The 19658-nt window shown below is 46.2% G+C and carries 18 protein-coding genes; 7 read left to right on the top strand and 11 right to left on the bottom strand.

The window, feature by feature from the left end:
- Together BM367_RS02600 and BM367_RS02595 are read left to right on the top strand one after the other, a co-directional pair.
- Positions 1 to 2379 (top strand): glycoside hydrolase family 127 protein, encoded by a 2379-nt coding sequence (locus tag BM367_RS02600; RefSeq protein WP_092457309.1) that lies wholly within the window; start codon positions 1 to 3, stop codon positions 2377 to 2379.
- Between the two features lie 42 nt (positions 2380 to 2421).
- Complete coding sequence (locus BM367_RS02595) at positions 2422 to 4701, top strand: S9 family peptidase (RefSeq protein WP_092457305.1); 2280 nt, start codon at positions 2422 to 2424, stop codon at positions 4699 to 4701.
- Between the two features lie 14 nt (positions 4702 to 4715).
- Here the strand turns inward: BM367_RS02595 and BM367_RS02590 are convergent, their stop codons facing one another.
- The 4 genes from BM367_RS02590 to BM367_RS02575 all read right to left on the bottom strand — a co-directional run bounded on the left by BM367_RS02590 (position 4716) and on the right by BM367_RS02575 (position 9535).
- Positions 4716 to 5978 carry an NAD(P)/FAD-dependent oxidoreductase gene (locus BM367_RS02590; RefSeq protein ID WP_092457302.1) on the bottom strand — a complete coding sequence of 421 codons (1263 nt, stop codon included), beginning with the start codon at positions 5976 to 5978 and terminating at the stop codon, positions 4716 to 4718.
- Between the two features lie 23 nt (positions 5979 to 6001).
- A complete protein-coding gene (locus BM367_RS02585) occupies positions 6002 to 7003 on the bottom strand; it encodes a 4-hydroxyproline epimerase (protein WP_092457299.1) in 1002 nt (333 codons plus the stop codon).
- A 13-nt stretch (positions 7004 to 7016) separates the two neighbouring features.
- Positions 7017 to 8504 carry an aldehyde dehydrogenase (NADP(+)) gene (locus tag BM367_RS02580; protein ID WP_092460878.1) on the bottom strand — a complete coding sequence of 496 codons (1488 nt, stop codon included), beginning with the start codon at positions 8502 to 8504 and terminating at the stop codon, positions 7017 to 7019.
- 86 nt (positions 8505 to 8590) lie between these two features.
- Positions 8591 to 9535, bottom strand: a complete 945-nt coding sequence (locus BM367_RS02575) for a dihydrodipicolinate synthase family protein (RefSeq protein ID WP_092460877.1) — start codon at positions 9533 to 9535, stop codon at positions 8591 to 8593.
- A gap of 159 nt (positions 9536 to 9694) precedes the next feature.
- Here BM367_RS02575 and BM367_RS02570 point away from each other — a divergent pair, with 159 nt between their 5' ends.
- Positions 9695 to 10564 (top strand): AraC family transcriptional regulator, encoded by an 870-nt coding sequence (locus BM367_RS02570; protein WP_177224081.1) that lies wholly within the window; start codon positions 9695 to 9697, stop codon positions 10562 to 10564.
- Positions 10565 to 10566: 2 nt separating this feature from the next.
- Here BM367_RS02570 and BM367_RS02565 read toward each other — a convergent pair whose 3' ends face one another.
- From BM367_RS02565 to BM367_RS02550, 4 genes are all read right to left on the bottom strand, one after another.
- Positions 10567 to 11277: an NUDIX hydrolase gene (locus BM367_RS02565; RefSeq protein ID WP_211277195.1), complete on the bottom strand. Its 711-nt coding sequence runs from the start codon at positions 11275 to 11277 to the stop codon at positions 10567 to 10569.
- Between the two features lie 59 nt (positions 11278 to 11336).
- Positions 11337 to 12221: a cysteine synthase CysM gene (cysM, locus tag BM367_RS02560; RefSeq protein ID WP_092457293.1), complete on the bottom strand. Its 885-nt coding sequence runs from the start codon at positions 12219 to 12221 to the stop codon at positions 11337 to 11339.
- A gap of 26 nt (positions 12222 to 12247) precedes the next feature.
- Positions 12248 to 13060, bottom strand: a complete 813-nt coding sequence (epsC, locus tag BM367_RS02555) for a serine O-acetyltransferase EpsC (protein ID WP_092460875.1) — start codon at positions 13058 to 13060, stop codon at positions 12248 to 12250.
- A gap of 112 nt (positions 13061 to 13172) precedes the next feature.
- Positions 13173 to 14084, bottom strand: coding sequence for a sugar phosphate isomerase/epimerase family protein (locus BM367_RS02550; protein WP_092457290.1), 912 nt, complete (start codon positions 14082 to 14084; stop codon positions 13173 to 13175).
- Between the two features lie 48 nt (positions 14085 to 14132).
- Between BM367_RS02550 and BM367_RS02545 the strand changes: the two genes are divergently transcribed.
- The 3 genes from BM367_RS02545 (at position 14133) to BM367_RS02535 (ending at position 16908) form a co-directional block, all read left to right on the top strand.
- A complete protein-coding gene (locus BM367_RS02545; protein ID WP_092457288.1) occupies positions 14133 to 15422 on the top strand; it encodes an oligosaccharide flippase family protein in 1290 nt (429 codons plus the stop codon).
- Between the two features lie 2 nt (positions 15423 to 15424).
- Positions 15425 to 16612: a glycosyltransferase gene (locus BM367_RS02540; protein WP_092457285.1), complete on the top strand. Its 1188-nt coding sequence runs from the start codon at positions 15425 to 15427 to the stop codon at positions 16610 to 16612.
- Positions 16613 to 16677: 65 nt separating this feature from the next.
- Positions 16678 to 16908 carry a hypothetical protein gene (locus BM367_RS02535; RefSeq protein ID WP_143103930.1) on the top strand — a complete coding sequence of 77 codons (231 nt, stop codon included), beginning with the start codon at positions 16678 to 16680 and terminating at the stop codon, positions 16906 to 16908.
- Positions 16909 to 16918: 10 nt separating this feature from the next.
- Here the strand turns inward: BM367_RS02535 and BM367_RS02530 are convergent, their stop codons facing one another.
- From BM367_RS02530 to BM367_RS02520, 3 genes are read right to left on the bottom strand one after another with little or no spacing between them, the layout of a single operon-like run.
- The gene (locus BM367_RS02530; protein WP_092457279.1) at positions 16919 to 17389 is read right to left on the bottom strand and encodes an acyl-CoA thioesterase; all 471 of its coding nucleotides are present in this window, start codon (positions 17387 to 17389) and stop codon (positions 16919 to 16921) included.
- Positions 17386 to 17985 (bottom strand): RdgB/HAM1 family non-canonical purine NTP pyrophosphatase, encoded by a 600-nt coding sequence (gene rdgB / locus BM367_RS02525; RefSeq protein WP_092457276.1) that lies wholly within the window; start codon positions 17983 to 17985, stop codon positions 17386 to 17388. Before rdgB ends, BM367_RS02530 begins: the two co-directional genes overlap by 4 nt.
- Before the next feature lie 6 nt (positions 17986 to 17991).
- On the bottom strand, positions 17992 to 18453 hold the full coding sequence (locus tag BM367_RS02520; protein WP_092457273.1) for a hypothetical protein: 462 nt from the start codon (positions 18451 to 18453) through the stop codon (positions 17992 to 17994).
- An 83-nt stretch (positions 18454 to 18536) separates the two neighbouring features.
- Here BM367_RS02520 and BM367_RS02515 point away from each other — a divergent pair, with 83 nt between their 5' ends.
- On the top strand, positions 18537 to 19610 hold the full coding sequence (locus BM367_RS02515) for a branched-chain amino acid aminotransferase (protein ID WP_092457270.1): 1074 nt from the start codon (positions 18537 to 18539) through the stop codon (positions 19608 to 19610).
- The last annotated feature ends 48 nt before the right edge of the window (positions 19611 to 19658 follow it).

Here is a 19658-nt window from a genome sequence, read left to right as displayed (position 1 = left end):
ATGCGTAATCCATCTCCTTTAAAAGTAATCGTCGTGTGTGTGATATGGCTGTCGAACATGCCTTTTCTGAAAAATGCAGCAGCTCAATCTTTTTATCCCGAACAGAATGAATCGGGTGTGATGGTTGTGAAGCCAGCCATTTCCATTCAGGCGTATCCGTTTGATTTGGCGGATGTCAGATTATTGAATAGTCCGTTTAAAGAAGCCATGGAAGCTGATTTGAGATATCTGCTGGAATTGAGTCCCGATCGGTTGCTGGCGCATTTTCGCACGCATGCAGGCTTGCCGGCTAAAGATTCTGTGTATGGAGGATGGGAGTCGGAAGGCCTGGCTGGACATAGTTTGGGTCATTATCTCTCGGCTTGTTCTATGGCTTATGCAGCTACTGGCGATACGGCATTTTTGCATCGGGTACAGTACATCGTGCGTGAATTAGCCCTCTGTCAGGAAAAGCGTGGAACTGGATATGTGGGGGCTATACCCAATGAAGATAGCATATTCGGGAAAGTATCCCGGGGCATCATTGAATCCAAAGGATTTGATTTAAACGGCGGCTGGTCGCCCTGGTACACGGTACATAAAATCATGGCCGGATTGCTCGATGCTTACATGTATTGCCATGATCAGCAGGCACTGGAGGTGGAAAAGGGCATGGCCGACTGGACAGCCCGAACAGTAAAGAATCTGAGTGAAGCACAAATGCAGCAAATGTTGATTTGCGAATATGGTGGCATGAATGAAGTATTGGCCAATACCTATGCAGTAACGGGCGATCCGAAATATCTGCAGCTGGCTTATCGGTTTTATGATCATCGGATTCTCGATTCGCTGGCCATGCAAAAAGATATTCTGCCTGGCAAGCATTCCAATACCCAGATTCCGAAAATCATTGGCTGTGCCCGCATCTATGAACTCACAGGCGACCAGCACATGGATTCCATTGCTGAATTCTTCTGGAAAGATGTGGTGTATCATCACACTTATGCTCCTGGCGGAAACGGCAACTATGAATACTTTGGCATGCCCGACACGTTTCCTCTTTCAGATAATACCATGGAAACCTGTCCTACCTACAACATGCTGAAGCTGACCACACATCTTTTCTCCTGGCATCCGTCTGCCAGGCTGATGGATTATTATGAACGGGCGTTGTATAACCATATGCTGGCAACGCAAAATCATCAAACAGGCATGATGTGTTATTTCACGCCATTGCGCATGGGAAGCCGAAAAACCTATAGCACCCCATTCAACTCATTCTGGTGTTGCGTGGGAACGGGTATGGAAAATCATGTCAAATACGGCCAGGATATTTATGATCGCGGAGCCGATGGCAGTCTATATGTGAATTTGTTTATTCCTTCGGTGCTTCACTGGAAGCAGCGGCAGATCATCGTGAAGCAGGAAACCGGTTTGCCGCAAACCGATACCGTTCATATTTCCTTGCAGATGCAGCACCCACAAACGTTTTCCATTCGCATACGCAAGCCGTCATGGGCTCATCAGGGCGTGATGATATATGTGAACGGAGTGAAAGAAGCCACACACGTGGATCAGGATGGATACATAGTGATACACAGAACATGGCACAATGGTGATCGTATTGATTATGTGTTGCGTGAGGATATATATGCTGTAGCGATGCCACACGATTCCAGCCGAATAGCCATTTTTTATGGGCCTATTTTGCTGGCTGGCGATTTTGGCCATCAGGAACCCGATCCGGTGCAGGGAGTTCCGGTATTTGTAACTTCCGATCCGCATGTAGCGCATGGGATCAGGCGCGATGGCGATAGCCTGGTTTTTCATTCCGTGCATCTGGGCCAGCCCGTGGATGTGAAGCTTATTCCATTTTATGAAACCAACGATTTGTTTTATTCGGTTTACTGGGATGTGTTTACACCCGCGCAATGGGCCGTCAAACAAAAAGAATATGAAGCAGCAAAAAGAGCTCAGCAAGAATTGGAAAAACGAACAGTAGATGTATTACGCATGGGTGAAATGCAGCCAGAACGCGATCATCAGTTCAGGGGAGAAAAAACCTTCACCTGGGAGGCTCATCGCCGCAGCTGGCGTGCAGCCGATCAGGAGGGTTATTTCAGCTTTGTGATGAAAGTAGATGCGACCCATCCCAATCAACTGATCTGTACATATTGGGGTGGGGACAACAGGGGCAGGAAGTTTGATATTCTGGTAGATGGAAAGAAAATTGCTGCAGAAGATTTGAATCGGTATCGCGAATCGAAGTTTTATTCCATTCCGTATTCGATTCCGGAAGCACTTACGCAAAATAAAAAGCAGGTTACTATTACTTTTCAACCCGAGCCCGGACAAATGGCCGGACCGGTATGTGAGGTGCGGGTAGTGAGAGTGGAATAAAGAATAAAATATTTCTGAGCCTTAAATGATATGTAAATTACCATGAATATATCTCACTCTTTCTCACGAATGTACTGGTATAGTATGCTAGTGATGTGTGGGATGACTGCTATAAACTTTTCTTGTACATCTACGCGATACTTAAGTAAGTCCACTTATCAACGTGCAGAACAATTTGAACGAGATAGCATAGCCAGGAAGGTTTATCATTTGCAAGTGGTCCCCCATTGGTATCAGCATGATAGTGCTTTCTGGTTTGTTACAAATACACGGAGCGGGGAAAGATTTTTTAAAGTACTCATAAAAGATACATCGGTTAGTCCATTGTTTGATCAATCAAGATTATCTGATTCGTTATCGAGTGTACTGCATAAACATGTTGATTCTGCGCATTTACCTATCCAGATTGTGCAAATAACATCGGATCATGGGGTGTTTTTTCGGATGGATAGCTCTTTGTTTCACCTGAACCTGTCTGACTATTCGTTGAGCAAGGTTTTGACAAGAAATCATTCTGATCCATACATTGCTTATTCACCAGATAGTAACTGGATTGCTTTTCATAAAGAAGGAAATCTTTTCTTGGTGAGTACTGTAACACACGATACCATTCAATTGAGTTTTGATGGAAACGATCAATATACATATGCCAGTTATTATGGATGGAGCGATATTATGTATGGTGAAAATGGTAAACGTCCCGATCATTTTACTGTGAAATGGTCTCCTGATTCAAGATATTTATTTACACAGATTTGTGATACTCGATCGGCTAAAAAAATGTATTTATTAAACTGGTCAGTTGATAGTTTGTATCGTGCACAGTTGATGTCGTATTACAGAGGATCTCCCGGAGATACGGATGTGGTAAAATATATTCCCGTGATTTTTGATATTGATCATCGAAAATTGATTCACGTAAAATTACCTCCAATACCTCATTTCATTGGTATTGACCTTACATGGACAAGAAATGGGGATCATTTATATGGAACATATTATCATAGGGGCTATAAAAAGCTTGATTTCATTGATGTGAATGCTTCCACAGGAGATGTTAGAGTAGTATGCTCGGATAGCAGCGATACGTATGTTGAGAATAATTTTATATTTCGCTACTTAGAAAACAAACAAATTGCTTTTTTTAGTTCAGAAAGAACAGGATGGAAGCAACTATATGAGGTTCAGTGGAATACAGGAAAAATTATCCCAGTTACTCGAGGAAATTTTGTGGTAAAAGAATTATTAAGGATTGATACTGTACATGAGATATTATATTTCACAGCATCGGGAAGGGAAAAGGGGGTAAATCCTTATGATGATTTTCTGTACAGTATACATTTTGATGGAACACAGATGAAATGTTTGACACCGGAGTCAGCACATCATGAGATATATATTCCATCAAGGGGAGATTATTTTGTAGACAATTATTCCACGCCCACGCAGCCTACTATTTCGGTATTACGGCGATTGGAAGATGGGGCAATTATTATGCCGCTGGGCAAGGCGGATATCAGTGATTTGCTGGCTATGGGTTGGCATTTCCCGCAAATTTTCACGACAATAGCCAGGGATGGTAAAACCATTTTGTATGGAGCGCTATGGAAGCCTACCCATTTCAATCCACATCACAAATATCCGATAATTGACGATAGCTATACTGGTCCACAGACTTTTGTTTTTCCACGGTCTTTTACTCAAGCCATTTTTAATCCCGATCAATCACTGGCAGAATGCGGATTTATCGTCATGAAAGTAGATGGTCTGGGAACAGCAGGCCGATCAAAAGCTTTTCACAATTGGTCATATCGCCATATGGGAGATAATTTGCTTGATCATGTTTTATCTATTCGTCAGCTTGCCGATCGTTATCATTGGATTGATACAACTCGCATTGGGATTTTTGGTCATTCTGCCGGAGGTTATGATGCTGCGCATGCTTTGATGCGCTTTCCTGGTTTTTACAAAGTTGCAGTGGCGGAATCTGGCGACCATGATTGGAGGATGGAAAAAGCCTGGTGGCCGGAGATGTATGTAGGCTGGCCCGTAGATTCAATTTATGCACAACAATCTAATATTACACTCGCTTCACATATGGAGGGTAAATTGTTATTGATCCATGGCGGTATTGATGAGAATGTAAATCCTGCGTCTACATTCAAACTGGCTCATGCTTTAATCAAAGCGGGAAAGTATTTTGATATGTTGATTATTCCGGATGTTCGACATGGTTATCCTCCTCCGTTTTATCAATATGTTGAGAAGAAAATGTGGAACTACTTTATTGAAAATTTACTTAAGAGAGAGCCTCTTGAATAGCTTCGAACTGGTTTTTAATGTGATTTCTTCCTAAACCGCATCGGATCAAAAGCGTGTATATCAATATCCGGCTTGTCGCCGCTTATCAGTTGTGTGATCAAATAACCCGTAGCAGGCGCCAGGCTTAGGCCCAGCATACCATGTCCGGTGGCCACATAAAGGTTATGAAAAGGTTGAACCCGGCCAATAAAAGGCAATCCATCCGGCGAACAGGGCCTGGCTCCTGTCCAGATTTGTGGCTGAAATAGGGTTTCAGCTTTTAAATCAGGATAAAAGGCATGTAAAGTCTTTAGCATTCCCCTGATTTTGGCCTGATTGATTGTATGTAGGTTTGCACCGATTTCCATTGTCCCACTTATCCGCAACAAATTTCCCCAGGGACTAACCGCAACACGCCCTTCCATGAGCAAGGCCGGAATATGGATAAGTCTTTTGTTCAGCTGCAGGTCGAAGCTATATCCCTTTCCTGGTTGCAAAGGAATGTGGATATCCATCTTTTTTAACAGTAATGCGGTTTTCACACCGGCTGCCACAACGATGTGATCAAAATATAATGTTTCCTGATTCGTAATGATGTGATGTATTTTATGTTGTTGTATTTGCAGATCGATGATGGCATGGTGCGGATAAAATTTTACGCCGGCTTGCTTCAACTGTTGGGTCAACCATTGCATCCATTTTCTCGGATGGATATGGGCATCGCCCGGATAATAAATGCCACCAAGTGTACGCACACGCGTATCAGGTTCCATAAGCTGAATTTCCTGATCGCTGAGTATTTCCGCAGGAATACCATTTGCTTGGGCCAGCTCTGCAGCTTTGATTTCTTCTTCTTGTAATTTCTTTGTTTGAAACAACATCAATATACCCTTCGTTTCGAAGGATAATTCATTCTTTTGCGGTAAAGCAAGATGTTCATACAATCTTCTGCTCAGCAGGCTGATATCGCGAAGATGAGGAATGGCATAGTGTACATGTTGCGCGTTGCTATGTTGATGAAATAATTTCACCCATTGCCACAAGGATTTGTTGAATGAAACATGAAAAGCAAAAGGACTTTCTGCCCGAAACATCCATTTCAATCCCTGCCAGACAACACCTGGTGCGGCCAGAGGAATCACATGACTGGGCACAATCATGCCTGCATTTCCCCATGAACAACTGTTGTCGAATGCATATTCATCCAAGATATGCACTTCATATCCCTTTTGATGAAGGTAATAAGCTGTACATAAACCCACGATGCCGCCACCAATAATGCCCACGGTTTCTGCCATATCCTGAACTTTGTATAGCGCTTTTACATTACCTGAAATCCGAAAGCAAAGGGATCATCTTCATCTACCGTGATGATGTTATAACCATATACTTTTGCCCATCCTTCAATGGATGGGATGATAGCTGGTTTGTTGCCCACTGTGGTTTCATCTTCAATCATGCCCGTGAAGGTGGATCCAATAATACTTTCGTGAATAAAAGGTTCGGATTTTTTCAATTTTCCTTTGGCATACCATTGCGCCATGCGGGCAGATGTACCAGTGCCGCATGGGGAACGATCGATGGCTTTATCCCCGTAAAACACGGCGTTGCGAGCTGTAGCATGCGCACCAGAAGGTTTGCCGGTCCACATCACGTGCGTTAAGCCGCGGATACGCTCATTTTCCGGATGCACGCAGCTGATTTGCTGGTTGAGCCGTTCCCGAATTACCCGACTCCAGCCAATAAGCTGTTCTGCACGAAAATATTCCATTCCCGGAAAGTTGGGCTGAGGATCAATGATGGCATAGAAATTTCCGCCATAGGCAATATCGCAGGTCAACACGCCCAGATCCGGACAATCCACCTGGATGTTTTCGGCATACAAAAAGGAAGGAATATTGATCAGTTTTACTGATTTTACTTTTTTGCCTTCCTGCTGATAATAGGCTTTTACCAGGCCGGCTGGGGTATCGAGCAGCAGCAAGCCTGGTTGATGGGGGTTGATGAGCTGTTGCTCAATGGCCACTGTCACTGTGCCAATGGTGCCATGTCCGCACATGGGCAGGCAGCCGCTGGTTTCAATGAACAGAATCGAGGCATCATGATCCGGATGATCGGGCGGATAAATCATGCTGCCACTCATCATGTCGTGCCCGCGGGGTTCAAACATCAGTGCCCTGCGTATCCAGTCGAATTCCTGCATGAAATACAATCGTTTTTCCATGATGTTATTGCCGCGGAGCATGGGCTGGCCGCCGGCTACCACCCGCACAGGATTTCCACAGGTATGGGCATCAATGCAAAAAAAGGTTTTATGCGTCATGAGGGTTGAACATTTATACAATTTTGGATGAACTCAGCCGCTGATTGATGATTCGCCCAATCAGCAACGGATTTTCATTTTGCAATTCCGGTGGAAGAAAAGCATCCGGAAAATTTTGAAAGCATATAGGTCGAACAAACCGTTTGATAGCATCGGCACCTACGGAAGTAAACCGGCTATCGGTGGTAGCCGGAAAAGGACCTCCATGGTGCATGGCCATGCATACCCGCACGCCGGTAGGGACGCCGTTAAAGATCATTCTTCCACATTTCAGGATCAATACATCCAGCAAGGCAGCATGCTTTTGCAAATCCTGTTCGGTAGCCATAAGCGTGCAGGTTAACTGTCCTTCCAGCTGTCCGGCCACTTCCAACATTTCTTCAAAATTTTTGCAGCCAATGATCAGGGCATAAGGCCCAAATATTTCTTCATGCAAAACAGCATTGGCCATGAAGGCCGATGCCGATGTGATAGATAAAACAGGCTTAGCTTCGAGTGGATGGGTGGATGATGAAAAGGGTATCAATTCCCGGATCTGTTGCTGATGCCGGGCTAACTGTACTTTTTCCCGGAATGCATGGGCAATGCCTTCGTGCAGCATATCCTGGGCTTGTGTGTGTTTTAGTTTTTCTGTGAGCAATGTGGTAAAACGTTCCAGTGCTTCACTTTGGATGCCAAATATCAATCCGGGCTTTGTACAAAATTGACCTGCACTGAGGGTAATGGATCCGGCAAGCATATCGGCCACTGTTGCGGTGTCGCGTGATAATTTTTCCGGTAATAAAAACACCGGATTCACGCTGCCCATTTCGGCAAATACAGGAATAGGTTCTTTTCTTTGTCGGGCAATATCAAACAAAGCCTTTCCGGCTGCATAGGAGCCCGTGAAGCCAACGGCTTTGATACAGGGATGTTTCACCAACATTTCGCTCACAGTGGGAGACGCGCCATGGATGTGTTGAAAAATGGCGTCTGGTAAATTGCATTGTCGAACGGCTTGCTGGATGAGGGCCGCCACCATTTCGGAAGTATGCGGATGGGCTGGATGGGCTTTTACAATCACTGTGCAGCCGGCAGCCAGGGCACTGGCCGTATCGCCGCCCGCTGTGGAAAAAGCAAAGGGAAAGTTGCTCGCTCCAAATACGGCTACAGGTCCCAATGGCACATACGTCTTGCGTACATCGGCCTGGGGTGAGACCGGGTCTGGCACGGCGGTGTCGATGCTAAAGCTGCCCCAGATGCCGGTTTCCAATGCATGTCCATATTGTTGAAGCTGAAAAAGAGTTCGGGCAAATTCATTTTTCAGGCGGGCCTCCGGCAAATGGGTTTCAGACATGGCCAAAGCAATCAATTCCGTTTCCCGGGCACGTAAAGCCTCGGCTATCTGGCTAAGCAAGCCAGCTCTTTGTTTCCAGGAAGTTTTTCGGTAAACAACAAATGCTTCCCATGCACGTTGGGCTGTTTGTTCAATTTCTGCTGGAGTAGCATCCGGGAACGACATGTTCATTGGTTTTTAAACTGGCTTAATTGTAAGACAGGCAAGTCTTTAACAACAGAATGATAAATCAAATCCATGAATCACTCCGATCAGGAATGAAGAGCAGCGGCTGTTTCCTGCAACACCTGCAGATCGCGCATCCATGCAGGTTCCGCGGTCATAGCTTTTTGTATGAGCGAAAGGATCTGTTGCCTTTCTTCGCCCACGAGCGGCAAGCGAGGAGGCCGCACATACTCTGCCCCAATACCCGTGATACTGGCTGCCAACTTGATGTATTGTACCAGTTTAGGACTCAAATCCAGCTCCAGCAGGGGCAGAAACCACCGATGTACTTGCAGGGCCTTATCAATCTGTCGGGATTGCACCAGGTGGTATAGCAGCACGGTTTCTCTGGGAAAAGCATTGACCAGTCCGCCCACCCAGCCACTGGCGCCCATCAGCAGGCTTTCCATAGCAATGGGATCCACACCACAGAGAATGCGATACCGGTTACCAAAGCGGTTGATCATGCGCGTTACATTCGACACATCGCGGGTGGAATCTTTTACTGCCTGGATGTTTGCACAATCTGTAAGCTGAGCAAACATGTCTGGCGTAACCATAATCCGGTAATCCACCGGGTTGTTGTAAATCAGGATAGGCAGGCTTACTGAGCGGGCCACTGTGCTGAAGAACTGAACCGTTTCCCGGTCATCGGCTTTGTAGCGCATCGGTGGCAGCAACATCAATCCATCCACTCCCAGTTGTTCGGCCCATTGCGCTTCATTCACAGCGGCTTTTGTGGCTCCTTCCGCAATATTGAGGATCACGGGGATCCGACCTGCTACTTTTTCTTTTGTAAAGCGAATCAGGATTTCTTTTTCTTCCCGGGTCAGCGTGCTCGACTCACCCAGTGTGCCGCCCAGTATCACGCCGTGAATGCCGGCTTCAAGCTGAGCATACAAGTTTTTCTCAAACATTTGCAGGTCGAGTTGGTCATCGGCCGTAAACTGAGTGGTAATGGCCGGAAATACACCTTTCCATTCAAATTGCATGATCGTGAAATGATTTAACCGTTGAAACAAAATTAGCAAGCTGTAAGGTGCAAACTTTTCAGAAAATTGACCATCTTTTGTACAATATTGATATTGCCTGTTTTTACTCATGCCCGCTGATTAACTTTGTATATCTCCGGTAAAAATGTTGGCATGCGTATGAGCATCATCCCTTTCAAGATTCCCAAAACCCGTACGGAGTTTTATCATTATCAGATTGATCGGTTGAATCATTTTTATGATAAACTGCATCAGCATCCGGAAATACAGATTACTTATATCGAAAAAGGCCATGGTAATCTCATTGTAGGTGATTATACGGGTTGTTTTTCACCGGGTGATGTGTACATCATTGGCTCCTCGTTGCCTCATGTATTCAAAAGTGATGCAGTGTATTATCAGCAAAAAAAGAAAAGGTCGGTAGGTTATTCGCTATACATTGATATGAAGGCATGGGAGCAGGAATTCTGGAAATGCAATGATACCCTTTCGGTTGCACGATTTTATCATCAGTGTTATCAGGCTTACCAGCTGCAGGGTGCACTGGCAAAAGAAGTGGCCACACGCTTGCTGCGGTTGCGCAGGTTGACTGGTTTCCGAAGGGTACTGTGGGTGTTGGATTTATTGTATCTGATTTATGAACGCAGGCAGGAGTTGCTGTTGGTTGCCGATGGAGGATGGCTGAAGATGATTGGTGAAACAGGAGATGTGCGGATGAGCCATATCATTCGTTTTACACTGGAAGAATATCATCGTCCGATATCGCTGCAGGAAGTGGCAGGTCTGGCAAACCTTTCGGTGGAAGCCTTTTGCAGGTATTTCAAAAATCGCACCCGCAAAACGTACATCAGTTTTTTGAATGAGGTCAGAATTCATCATGCCTGTCGCCTGCTGGCCGAAAAAGAATTCAGCTTCAGTGAAATTGCCTATCAGGTGGGCTTCAGCAATCTTTCTTACTTCAACCGCATATTCAAACGCATCACGCAGAAGTCACCCGGCGAATATGTGATGATGCTGAAGAAAAAATAAAATCAGTGAATCAATTTATCGGGGTTGGGTACGAAGCGCAGGAAGGCCTGGAAGTTGGCCCGGTATTTTTTGCGATCCAGCTTGTAGTAAAAGGCTCCTTTTTTTGAGTTGGATTTATCCTTGTCGGGTTGTTTAATAAGCAGGCCGGTGGAGAGCACTTTGCGGCTGAAGTTGCGCTTGTCGAATGTGGTATCGTAAATGCCTTCGTATAGGTTTTGGAGCTGGGGAATGGTGAATTTAGGGGGAAGCAATTCAAATAAGATGGGGTGCAGGGAAGCTTTGTAGCGCAGCTGGCGGCGGGCCAGTTTCACCATTTCCATGTGGTCGAAGATGAGTTCAGGAATATGGTTCAGCGGAAACCATTCGGCATGATATTCTTCGCTGATTTGCTTTTGGTATTTATGGATATCAATCAAGGCAAAATAGGCGATGCTGATGGTGCGCTCCACCGGGTCGCGGTGTGGATCACCAAAGGCATGCAATTGCTCCAGGTACACACCTTCCAGTCCGGTGAGTTTTTTGAGGATGCGGTTGGCTGCTTCATCCAGGCTTTCTTCAGGTTTTACGAAACCACCCATCAGGCTCCATTTGCCTCTTTCCGGTTCAAAGCCGCGCTGGATGAGCAGAATTTTCAATGTTTCGCCGTCGAAGCCAAAGATGATGCAATCTACAGCTACCAGGTAGTGGGTTTCGCCTTTGTACCGATGAATCATAGCCGCCCGTTTTTTGGCGGATAAAGTTAAAAAGGATTATGACAGATATGCTGTTTTCTTTAAGAAGCAGCCGCATCGAACAGGGGGCTGGACAGGTAGCGATCGCCCCGATCACAGGCAATAAACACAATGAGGCCCCGATTTATTTCCTGTGCCACGCGCAAGGCAGCTGCAGCGGCTCCGCCCGTGCTCATGCCAGCAAAGAGGCCTTCTTCGGCAGCCAGGCGACGAGCCATACGGGTAGCTTCAGCTTCAGAAATTTCAATTAATCGGTCAACCCTTGTAGGGTCATAGATTTTGGGCAAATAAGCTTCGGGCCACTTGCGGATGCCCGGAATGCAGGATCCTTCGGCGGGCTGGCAGCCAATGATTTGGATAGCTGGATTTTGTTGTTTCAGAAACCTGGAGCAACCCATGATGGTGCCGGTTGTGCCCATGGCGCTTACGAAATGTGTGATTTGATGCTGGGTATCGCGCCAGATTTCCGGGCCGGTGGTTTCATAATGGGCAAGTGCATTGTCGGGATTGGCGAATTGGTTCAGCTGGAAATATTGACCGGTAGCGGCTTTCTCAGCTGCATAGTCGCGGGCGGCTTCCATGCTTTCTACCAATGTTACTTTTGCTCCAAACGCTTGCATGGTCAGCACCCGCTCACGGGTGGAGCTGGCCGGCATCACCAGTTCAATTTGCAGGTCGAACAGGCGGGCAATCATAGCCAGGGCAATGCCGGTATTGCCGCTGGTGGCCTCGATGAGCGACATGCCAGGTCGGATATCCCCGCGGGCCAGCGCATTTTTGATCATATAAAAGGCAGGCCTGTCTTTCACGCTGCCGCCCGGATTATGGCCTTCCAGCTTCGCATAGATGCGCACTTCGGGTCGGGGAGAAAGATGTCGGAGCTCAACCAGGGGTGTATTTCCGATCGTATCCAGTAAAGTTGCCATGATCAATGCTTCCGGATCTCAGGAATTTAGAGTTGAATGGTACCTTCTTCTACCGTGATTTCGGGTGTATGATATACAATGGAGCCCGGAGGCACGCTGCGGGTAAGCCACACATTGCCACCGATGATGCTGTGATGGCCAATTACGGTTTCGCCACCTAAAATCGTAGCACCGGAATAAATCACGACATGATCTTCCACCGTGGGATGACGCTTCATGGAAGCCATGCTTTTATCTACACTAAGGGCTCCCAATGTGGCACCCTGGTAAAGTTTCACATATTTGCCGATGCGGGCCGTTTCGCCGATCACGATACCGGTGCCGTGGTCAATGAAAAAGTATTCATCAATTTCAGCACCGGGATGAATATCAATGCCTGTTTGCGAATGAGCATGTTCTGTGAGGATGCGGGGTATAAGCGGCACATCAAGTTTCAACAAAGCATGCGCAATCCGATAAAAGGCAATAGCCTGAAAGCCGGGATAGGCACGAATCACCTCGAAATGACTTTTAGCTGCCGGGTCGCCCATCACAATCGCTTCCACATCCGTATTCAGGGTTTCGTACAGGGCTGGCACCTGCGCAAAGAATGCCTCGGCAATATCCAGGTTATCCTTTTTGTGACAAGCCTGGGTGGCGTTTAAAATATGGATGAGCCGGTCTTTCAGCCGGTAAAAATTTTCTTCGATTTCCTGCAGGGAGCGAAACAGGCAGCGCGAATGTTCCGGGTACAGCAAGCAGATGAGATCATTGGCCCAGCCAGCAATTTCTTCATTGGGTGGCACAATGTCCATTCGCTGCTGTTTTTCCCATATTTTTTGAAAAAATGCTTTTTCCATCGGAATCATTTAAATAAAATGCACTCAAACAGTCAACTCATCAAATATGTTGCAAGTTTAGCGAAAAATGAGCAGCTCATCTGTCATAGAAATGACATCTGATGATCGGGTCTCAATATCCCCATTGTTTCATTACCGCATAATCGGCAGCTGCACAGCTAAGCGGGGTTTGACCCTGGTAGGATTCCTGTTCCACGATGAAATAGCGGGTACCGCCTATGGTGCGGCCTTCATCCACGATTTGATGTACCGGAATGACTCCTTTTCCCAGGATGCAACTTTCATAACCCTCGCCCATTTCTCCCTGTTTGCTTGAGCGTATTTCATCTTTGACGTGCATCAGCAGAAAGCGCCCGGGGTATTCTTTCAAGATTTGCTGGGCGCGTCCGCCGGCACCATACATGTTGCCGATATCAATCTGTTGCACCACCAGTTTGGGATCGGTGTGCTGCAGGATTAGGTCATACATGCGTTTGCCCTGCAGGGTGGTGTTGAATTCAAAATCATGATTATGATAGCCAAACTGCAGATGATACGTATGGCATAATTCTCCGCAGCGGTTCATGATATCGAGGAAATGCATAAATCGGTCGTAGTCTGTCCGCAGGCTTTCGTCCATCCAGGGGCTGATGACGAATTGCTGACCCACGGCGGCTGCATCTTCAAGGGTGTATTTCCAGTTATCCGTAAAATCTTTTCGAGCTTCATCCCAGTCGGTCGGTTTCAATACCACATGGCCGCTGGGCATGTGCAGGCCCAATTGATGAAGCAGGTTTTTAAAGTCCTGAGCCGTGTAACCATAAAATTTGCGATTGGCATATCCGGCATGTTCTACATATCGGTAGCCAATTCTGGCCAGTTGTTGCAGAGTGGCAGCAGGATCTTTCTGCATATCATCCCGTACGGAATACAGCTGGATGCCTAAAATGCAGCCGGGGAATGAGTTTGGAGATAAGGCTTCAGGCCATAAGGCCATGCTGGCCAACCCTAAGGAGCTGGTTTTCAGAAAATCACGTCGGTTCATAAAGGGCAGGTTTTAGGAGGTAAGATACGGATTTCTTATTTTGGGAGCATGCCTTTTCACACTCATCTCCTGCACAATCTCATGGGCAGAATGCTGTTTCTGGGCGCGCAATTGCTTTTCAATATTTTGTTTATTCGGCTGCTTGGGCCGCATGGCAATGGCCAGTTAGCCCTGCTTACTACTAATGCGGCCTTGCTGGTGCTGATTGTAGGGCAGGGAATGGATGCTGCTCTGGTATATGATATTGCCAGGCAACGACAAACCAGGGCATCGCGTATGCGTTATCTGTATAGCTTGTTTTGGATGCAGGCGCTGATCATCTGTGTGTTTAGCTTGCTGTTTCAATACTTCACCGGATATTCCTATTTCGGATTTACCAATTCATGGGGCTTGGTGTATGCTGTTACCTTGCTGTTGAATAATTATGGCGTGGCATTGTGGAATGGGGAAAAACGCTTTCGGGTGGTGTATGAGGTGTTGATTCTGATTTATGTATGTGCCTTTTTGCTGTTAGGTGTGATGTATCTGTTGGGAAAACATCTTTCAGAAACTGCGTTACTGAAATTTTATGTGGGAATGAGTATCAGCAGTGGTGTAGGGCTTGTGGGCAAATATCTGTATTCCTATCGCACGGATCTGCATTTTACTCTGATACCTGTTTCTGTGTTTCAAAAAGAATGGCTTCGATTTGGTCAGCTTGTATTCTGGGCCAATTTGTTTCAATATCTGGCTTATCGGATGGATATCTGGATGGTTGCAGCATTTCTCGATAAAAATCAGTTGGGTGTGTATGCACTTGCAGAAAAAATCATCCAGACCCTATGGATGGTTCCTTCCTCCCTGGCAACAGTGGTATTTGCTTATGCTGACAGGACAGAGGATCCATCCTGGTTAGCGCAATTTCAAACACTGCTTCGGATTGTAATAGGATGTTTTGTGGTTGCAGATGGCTTGCTGTTTTTATCAGGCCATTATCTGATTACGAGGTTTTGGGGTAAAGCCTTTCAGGATTCCGTGATACCATTATGGATTTTGTTGCCGGGTGCGAGTTTGTTTGTGTTGAATATCTTGCTGGCTGCCTACTTTGCTGCGCGCAATAAATTGCAATTCAATCTTGTTAATGCTGCTTTATGCTGTATTGTTATTCTGTTGTGTGATTTATGGTGGATTCCGAAAAATGGTATCACGGGTGCAGCCTGGGCCTCATCATTGGGATATGGTATCAGCGGTGTGTGTGCTTGCATGTTATTTTTGAGGATGCATCACTTGTCATGGCGAACCTTGTTTAGGGGACATCCCGGCGAAGTAAGGCGGTTGTTTCAATATTTACTGCGTTAAACATGCCCGATCGCAAGCATATACTTTGGCTGGTAAGTTGGTATCCTGACCGCATACAGCACACAAATGGTGATTTTATTGAACGGCATGCACGTGCTGCCAGTGAGGTTGCCAATATCATTGTGTTGCATCTGGCATGGGATCCTCGGGCTACTCAGGCTTGCTTGGAAAAAGATGAAAGACATGCGCCTCATCTTGTGGTATATCGCTGGTATGATGTGCCATCTGCATGCCGCATTGGCTGGCTGAGAAAATTGTTTCATTTCTGGAAATATGTACAGGCCTTTATTCATTCTTATCGAAAGATTCAGGCAATGCATGGCCCTTTTGATTTCATACATGTACATGTGTGCTGGAAAGCAGGACTTATGGCCTTATGCTTGAAATGGTTATCCGGGCAGGAATATTTTTTATCCGAACATGCCAGTTATTTTCAGCCTGCATCGCCCCGATCATACTGGAAAGATCATTTATGGAAACGTGTGCTGGTTAAACTCATTTTGCGTGGCGCCAAGCTATGGTTGCCTGTTTCAGAAGATCTGGGCCGGAAGCTTCAGTCTGTTGCCGGCAGCAAACCCATCTATGTGTTGCCAAATGCAGTCGATACCTCGTTGTTTAGCTATCAGCGCAAAATGACGCCCGATGCACACCCATCTGCTATGTCGATGCGCAAATTCATCCATGTATCTGATTTGCGGCCACACAAGCGTCCTGAAGCCATTATAGCTGCTTTTGAACAGATAGCCCAACAGTTGCCGGGATGGCAGTTGTATTTGGTGGGACCTATCAGGGATGATGTCAAAAAAAGAATGCTCACAAGTGTCTTTTCTGATCGCATTTACATGACCGGCTGGCTGACGTCTTCAGAAGTGGCTGTGCATCTGCAGCAGGCCGATGTGTTTGTCTTGTATAGCAGTTATGAAAATCAACCCTGTGTTATTCTTGAAGCTTTATGTTGCGGTCTGCCGGTAATTGCTCCCCGGGTAGGTGGTATTCCCGAACTGATCAATAACCGGAACGGATGGCTGATAGCACCTGAAGATACGCAGGCCTTATCCCGGGCTATGCTGGAGATAGCCAACAGGTTGGAAGATTTTAATCGGGAAACCATATCCTATGAAGCGAGCCTGCATTATGGATTCCCTGCTATTGTGGAGCATTTCAGGCACATATATGCCTGTTATGAATAAGCTTGTTTTTTCCGATAAAAAAATTATACCTTTACTGTGATAAGTTAACCATAAAGCTGTTTCCTATGGAACCAAACAAGCCACAGGTGGGTCAGTCACGCCCCTTAGATTTGTTGGGTAAACGTGCCTTGATTGCCGAACAACAGAAGTTAGCCTCAGAAATCAGCCGATTGAAATTAGTCCTTCAAGCCCATGCCCACGACCCGCTCCGCGATTATATTTTAACAGAATTGTGCGTGCTGGAAGAAGAACTGGTACAGATTGAATATGCCTTGCAGCAGGGAGATCCCAGCTAATCCCATTTTGCTAAGAAAAATCTAGCTTGGATTGATTTCCCGCGATCAGATAGGGCTGTAGTCTATTCCGAAGGGTTGATGGCACAGCCTGCACTTTACGCCTTGCATAATCAAAACACACCAGTCCTGTGATGGCTTCTGCAAGCGGTACATGATTCCCGGAGCGGGTCACAGAAACCGCATAGCATAATTCTACAGTTGATCGCTGTATTTCGCTGACGCCTATGCCGATTCGCAACTGATCACCGTAATGTCCTTCCTGCAGATACACCACAGACAGATATCCCATAATCAATCCAGTGCCACAAGCATCCAATTCGCTGCAATCTAATTTTTGAAGGAAATGAAGTCGAGCTTCCTGTAAAATGCTTACCAATGCATCATGCCCCAGATGGCCGCCGTAATTGATATCCTCGATGCGTACCGGAATTTGTGTGTAGAATGGCAAATCTGCCGGGATATGTAGTTTAACTCTGCTCATTTTGTATTGGATTCAGCAGCAAGCTGGTGAACAAGATCACAAAAAGCACGGATGGCTTTTGCCCGATGGCTGTATTGATTTTTTTCTTCAAGACTCATCTCTGCAAAAGTTTTCTGGCTGCCTTCCGGAATAAACACCGGATCATAACCAAAACCATTTTTACCTCGGGGAGTAGTGACAATGGTCCCTTCGCAGGTTCCTGCCACCTGATGGAGTTTTCCCTTCCAGATCAGGGTAATCACGGTGCGAAATCGTGCTTTCCGTCGGCTGGTTCCTTCCATACGGGAAAGAAGCAAAGTTATGTTTTCGGCATCAGTAGCATGTTCGCCTGCAAATCTGGATGATCGGGCACCAGGTGCGCCATTCAACGCTTCTACCTCCAGTCCGCTGTCTTCGGCAAAGCAATCGTGTTGCAAGGCTTCGTAGATGGTGATGGCCTTTATCCTGGAATTTTCTTCCAGGCTATCGTAGGGCTCAGGTATGGCTTGCTTGTAACCTACATCTTGTAAACTCAGCAGCCGGATGGATGCCGGCAACAGGGATTGAACTTCCTGCAATTTATGTGGGTTGTGCGTAGCAAATATCAGCACAGGCATATTGTTTCATGGGTTGTTTTGGAAGAAAATGTGCTTAAGCGCCTGCCAGAGCAATTTTTTACGCGACTTATCTTCATGCAGCAAAGCAAGAGTATCGGCATGCAGCAAAGGTGTTTGATCGAATATGATGGGATGGTATAGTGGCAAATCAGCTTGTGGTATATCGGCGAATATGACCCCAAATGACAGCACCACAGCAGGATTCCACTCTTGTTGGATGCGTTTCCAACTGGGAGTTATTCCGGAATCTTGTGCCAGTACAATAGCATCCTGACTGGGATCAAGTTTACATGATTGAAGGATATCGTGCAACAATTTTTGCAGCGGAGGAATTTGTTCGATGGCTTGTATGAGCACCACTGTTTTCCCGGAACGCATATCCGTAACCACCGAAGATTCCGGATCTGCGATAAATAATGGATGTGGAAAAAGCTGAGCCAGAAAATATGCATCCATAGGATAAGACATCAACCCCTTTCATTCGGTTCGGTGAAAAAATCCTAAATTGCAAAGGTCATAAAAAACAATCTACAATTAAATCAAAATTTAACATGGAATCAACTTCAATACTGCATGAAATCAAAGTGACGCCTGTAACGAGGAGCCGTGTGAAGGAAGTGGATTTTACCAAACTTGGATTCGGTAAGGTTTTCTCGGACCATATGCTGGTTGCAGATTATGTGAACGGCCAATGGCAGCAGCCTGAAATCATTCCTTTTCAGCCGATATCCATCAGCCCATCCAATTCCACACTGCATTATGGACAGGCCATTTTTGAAGGGCTGAAAGCTTATCGCACTCAACAGGGAGATGTGGTTATTTTCAGGCCCTATGACAATTTCAAACGTTTCAATCTTTCGGCCGATCGGATGGATATGCCTGCCGTGCCGGAGGAAATTTTTATTGAAGGGATGAAAAAGCTGGTGGATCTGGATCGGGCGTGGGTTCCCGGGCAGCCCGATAGTTCCTTGTACATTCGTCCCTTTATGATTGCCATGGATGAATATATTGGTGTGCGTTCTTCCCTTCGGTATCGTTTCATGATTATTACTTCGCCTGCAGGTGCTTATTACAACAAGCCCGTGAAGTTGTATGTGCAGGATAAGTATGTACGGGCTTTTCCAGGTGGTACCGGTTTTGCCAAGACAGCCGGTAATTACGCAGCATCCCTGAAGCCCACACGGGAAGTGCAGGAAATGGGCTATGATCAGATTCTATGGACAGATGGCATTCATCACCGCTATTTGCAGGAATGCGGTACCATGAATGTATTTGTGGTGATTGGCGATACGGCCATTACACCTGATCTGACGGAAGGCACCATTCTGGCGGGCGTTACCCGCAGCAGCGTGATTACCCTGCTGCATGACGAAGGTATTCAGGTAGAGGAACGACCCATCAGCATTGATGAAGTGATTCGCGCTCACCAGGAAGGCCAGCTGAAAGAAATATTCGGCACCGGTACGGCTGCCAGCATCAGCTATGTGAGCGAGCTTACCTACCGCGATCATCATATTGTGTTTGATATTTCCCAATGGAAAATTTCACCTGCTATTCTGCAGAAACTCAACGACATTAAAGTGGGTAAATTACCCGACCGCTACGGCTGGAATGTGAGGGTCTGAATGCCGGATTGAACGGATTTCCTTTCGTATTCCTCCCGTTCCGAATGG

The organism is Thermoflavifilum thermophilum, assembly GCF_900116565.1.
Lineage (GTDB): Bacteria > Bacteroidota > Bacteroidia > Chitinophagales > Chitinophagaceae > Thermoflavifilum > Thermoflavifilum thermophilum.
The sequence above is the reverse complement of the archived record's forward strand: the minus strand, read 5'-3'. Positions and strand labels throughout refer to the sequence as shown.

What these genes read in the sequence shown, in the direction of transcription:
- BM367_RS02530 (WP_092457279.1), bottom strand. Translation starts at nt 17,389, where the DNA reads ATGAGCAGAGTTAAACTACATATCCCGGCAGATTTGCCATTCTACACA.
- BM367_RS02590 (WP_092457302.1), bottom strand. Translation starts at nt 5,978, where the DNA reads ATGGCAGAAACCGTGGGCATTATTGGTGGCGGCATCGTGGGTTTATGT.
- BM367_RS02520 (WP_092457273.1), bottom strand. Translation starts at nt 18,453, where the DNA reads ATGTCTTATCCTATGGATGCATATTTTCTGGCTCAGCTTTTTCCACAT.
- BM367_RS02540 (WP_092457285.1), top strand. Translation starts at nt 15,425, where the DNA reads ATGCCCGATCGCAAGCATATACTTTGGCTGGTAAGTTGGTATCCTGAC.
- BM367_RS02545 (WP_092457288.1), top strand. Translation starts at nt 14,133, where the DNA reads ATGCCTTTTCACACTCATCTCCTGCACAATCTCATGGGCAGAATGCTG.
- BM367_RS02595 (WP_092457305.1), top strand. Translation starts at nt 2,422, where the DNA reads ATGAATATATCTCACTCTTTCTCACGAATGTACTGGTATAGTATGCTA.
- cysM (WP_092457293.1), bottom strand. Translation starts at nt 12,221, where the DNA reads ATGGCAACTTTACTGGATACGATCGGAAATACACCCCTGGTTGAGCTC.
- BM367_RS02600 (WP_092457309.1), top strand. Translation starts at nt 1, where the DNA reads ATGCGTAATCCATCTCCTTTAAAAGTAATCGTCGTGTGTGTGATATGG.
- BM367_RS02575 (WP_092460877.1), bottom strand. Translation starts at nt 9,535, where the DNA reads ATGCAATTTGAATGGAAAGGTGTATTTCCGGCCATTACCACTCAGTTT.
- BM367_RS02585 (WP_092457299.1), bottom strand. Translation starts at nt 7,003, where the DNA reads ATGACGCATAAAACCTTTTTTTGCATTGATGCCCATACCTGTGGAAAT.
- BM367_RS02535 (WP_143103930.1), top strand. Translation starts at nt 16,678, where the DNA reads ATGGAACCAAACAAGCCACAGGTGGGTCAGTCACGCCCCTTAGATTTG.
- BM367_RS02570 (WP_177224081.1), top strand. Translation starts at nt 9,695, where the DNA reads ATGAGCATCATCCCTTTCAAGATTCCCAAAACCCGTACGGAGTTTTAT.
- BM367_RS02550 (WP_092457290.1), bottom strand. Translation starts at nt 14,084, where the DNA reads ATGAACCGACGTGATTTTCTGAAAACCAGCTCCTTAGGGTTGGCCAGC.
- BM367_RS02515 (WP_092457270.1), top strand. Translation starts at nt 18,537, where the DNA reads ATGGAATCAACTTCAATACTGCATGAAATCAAAGTGACGCCTGTAACG.
- BM367_RS02580 (WP_092460878.1), bottom strand. Translation starts at nt 8,504, where the DNA reads ATGTCGTTCCCGGATGCTACTCCAGCAGAAATTGAACAAACAGCCCAA.
- rdgB (WP_092457276.1), bottom strand. Translation starts at nt 17,985, where the DNA reads ATGCCTGTGCTGATATTTGCTACGCACAACCCACATAAATTGCAGGAA.
- epsC (WP_092460875.1), bottom strand. Translation starts at nt 13,060, where the DNA reads ATGGAAAAAGCATTTTTTCAAAAAATATGGGAAAAACAGCAGCGAATG.
- BM367_RS02565 (WP_211277195.1), bottom strand. Translation starts at nt 11,277, where the DNA reads ATGATTCATCGGTACAAAGGCGAAACCCACTACCTGGTAGCTGTAGAT.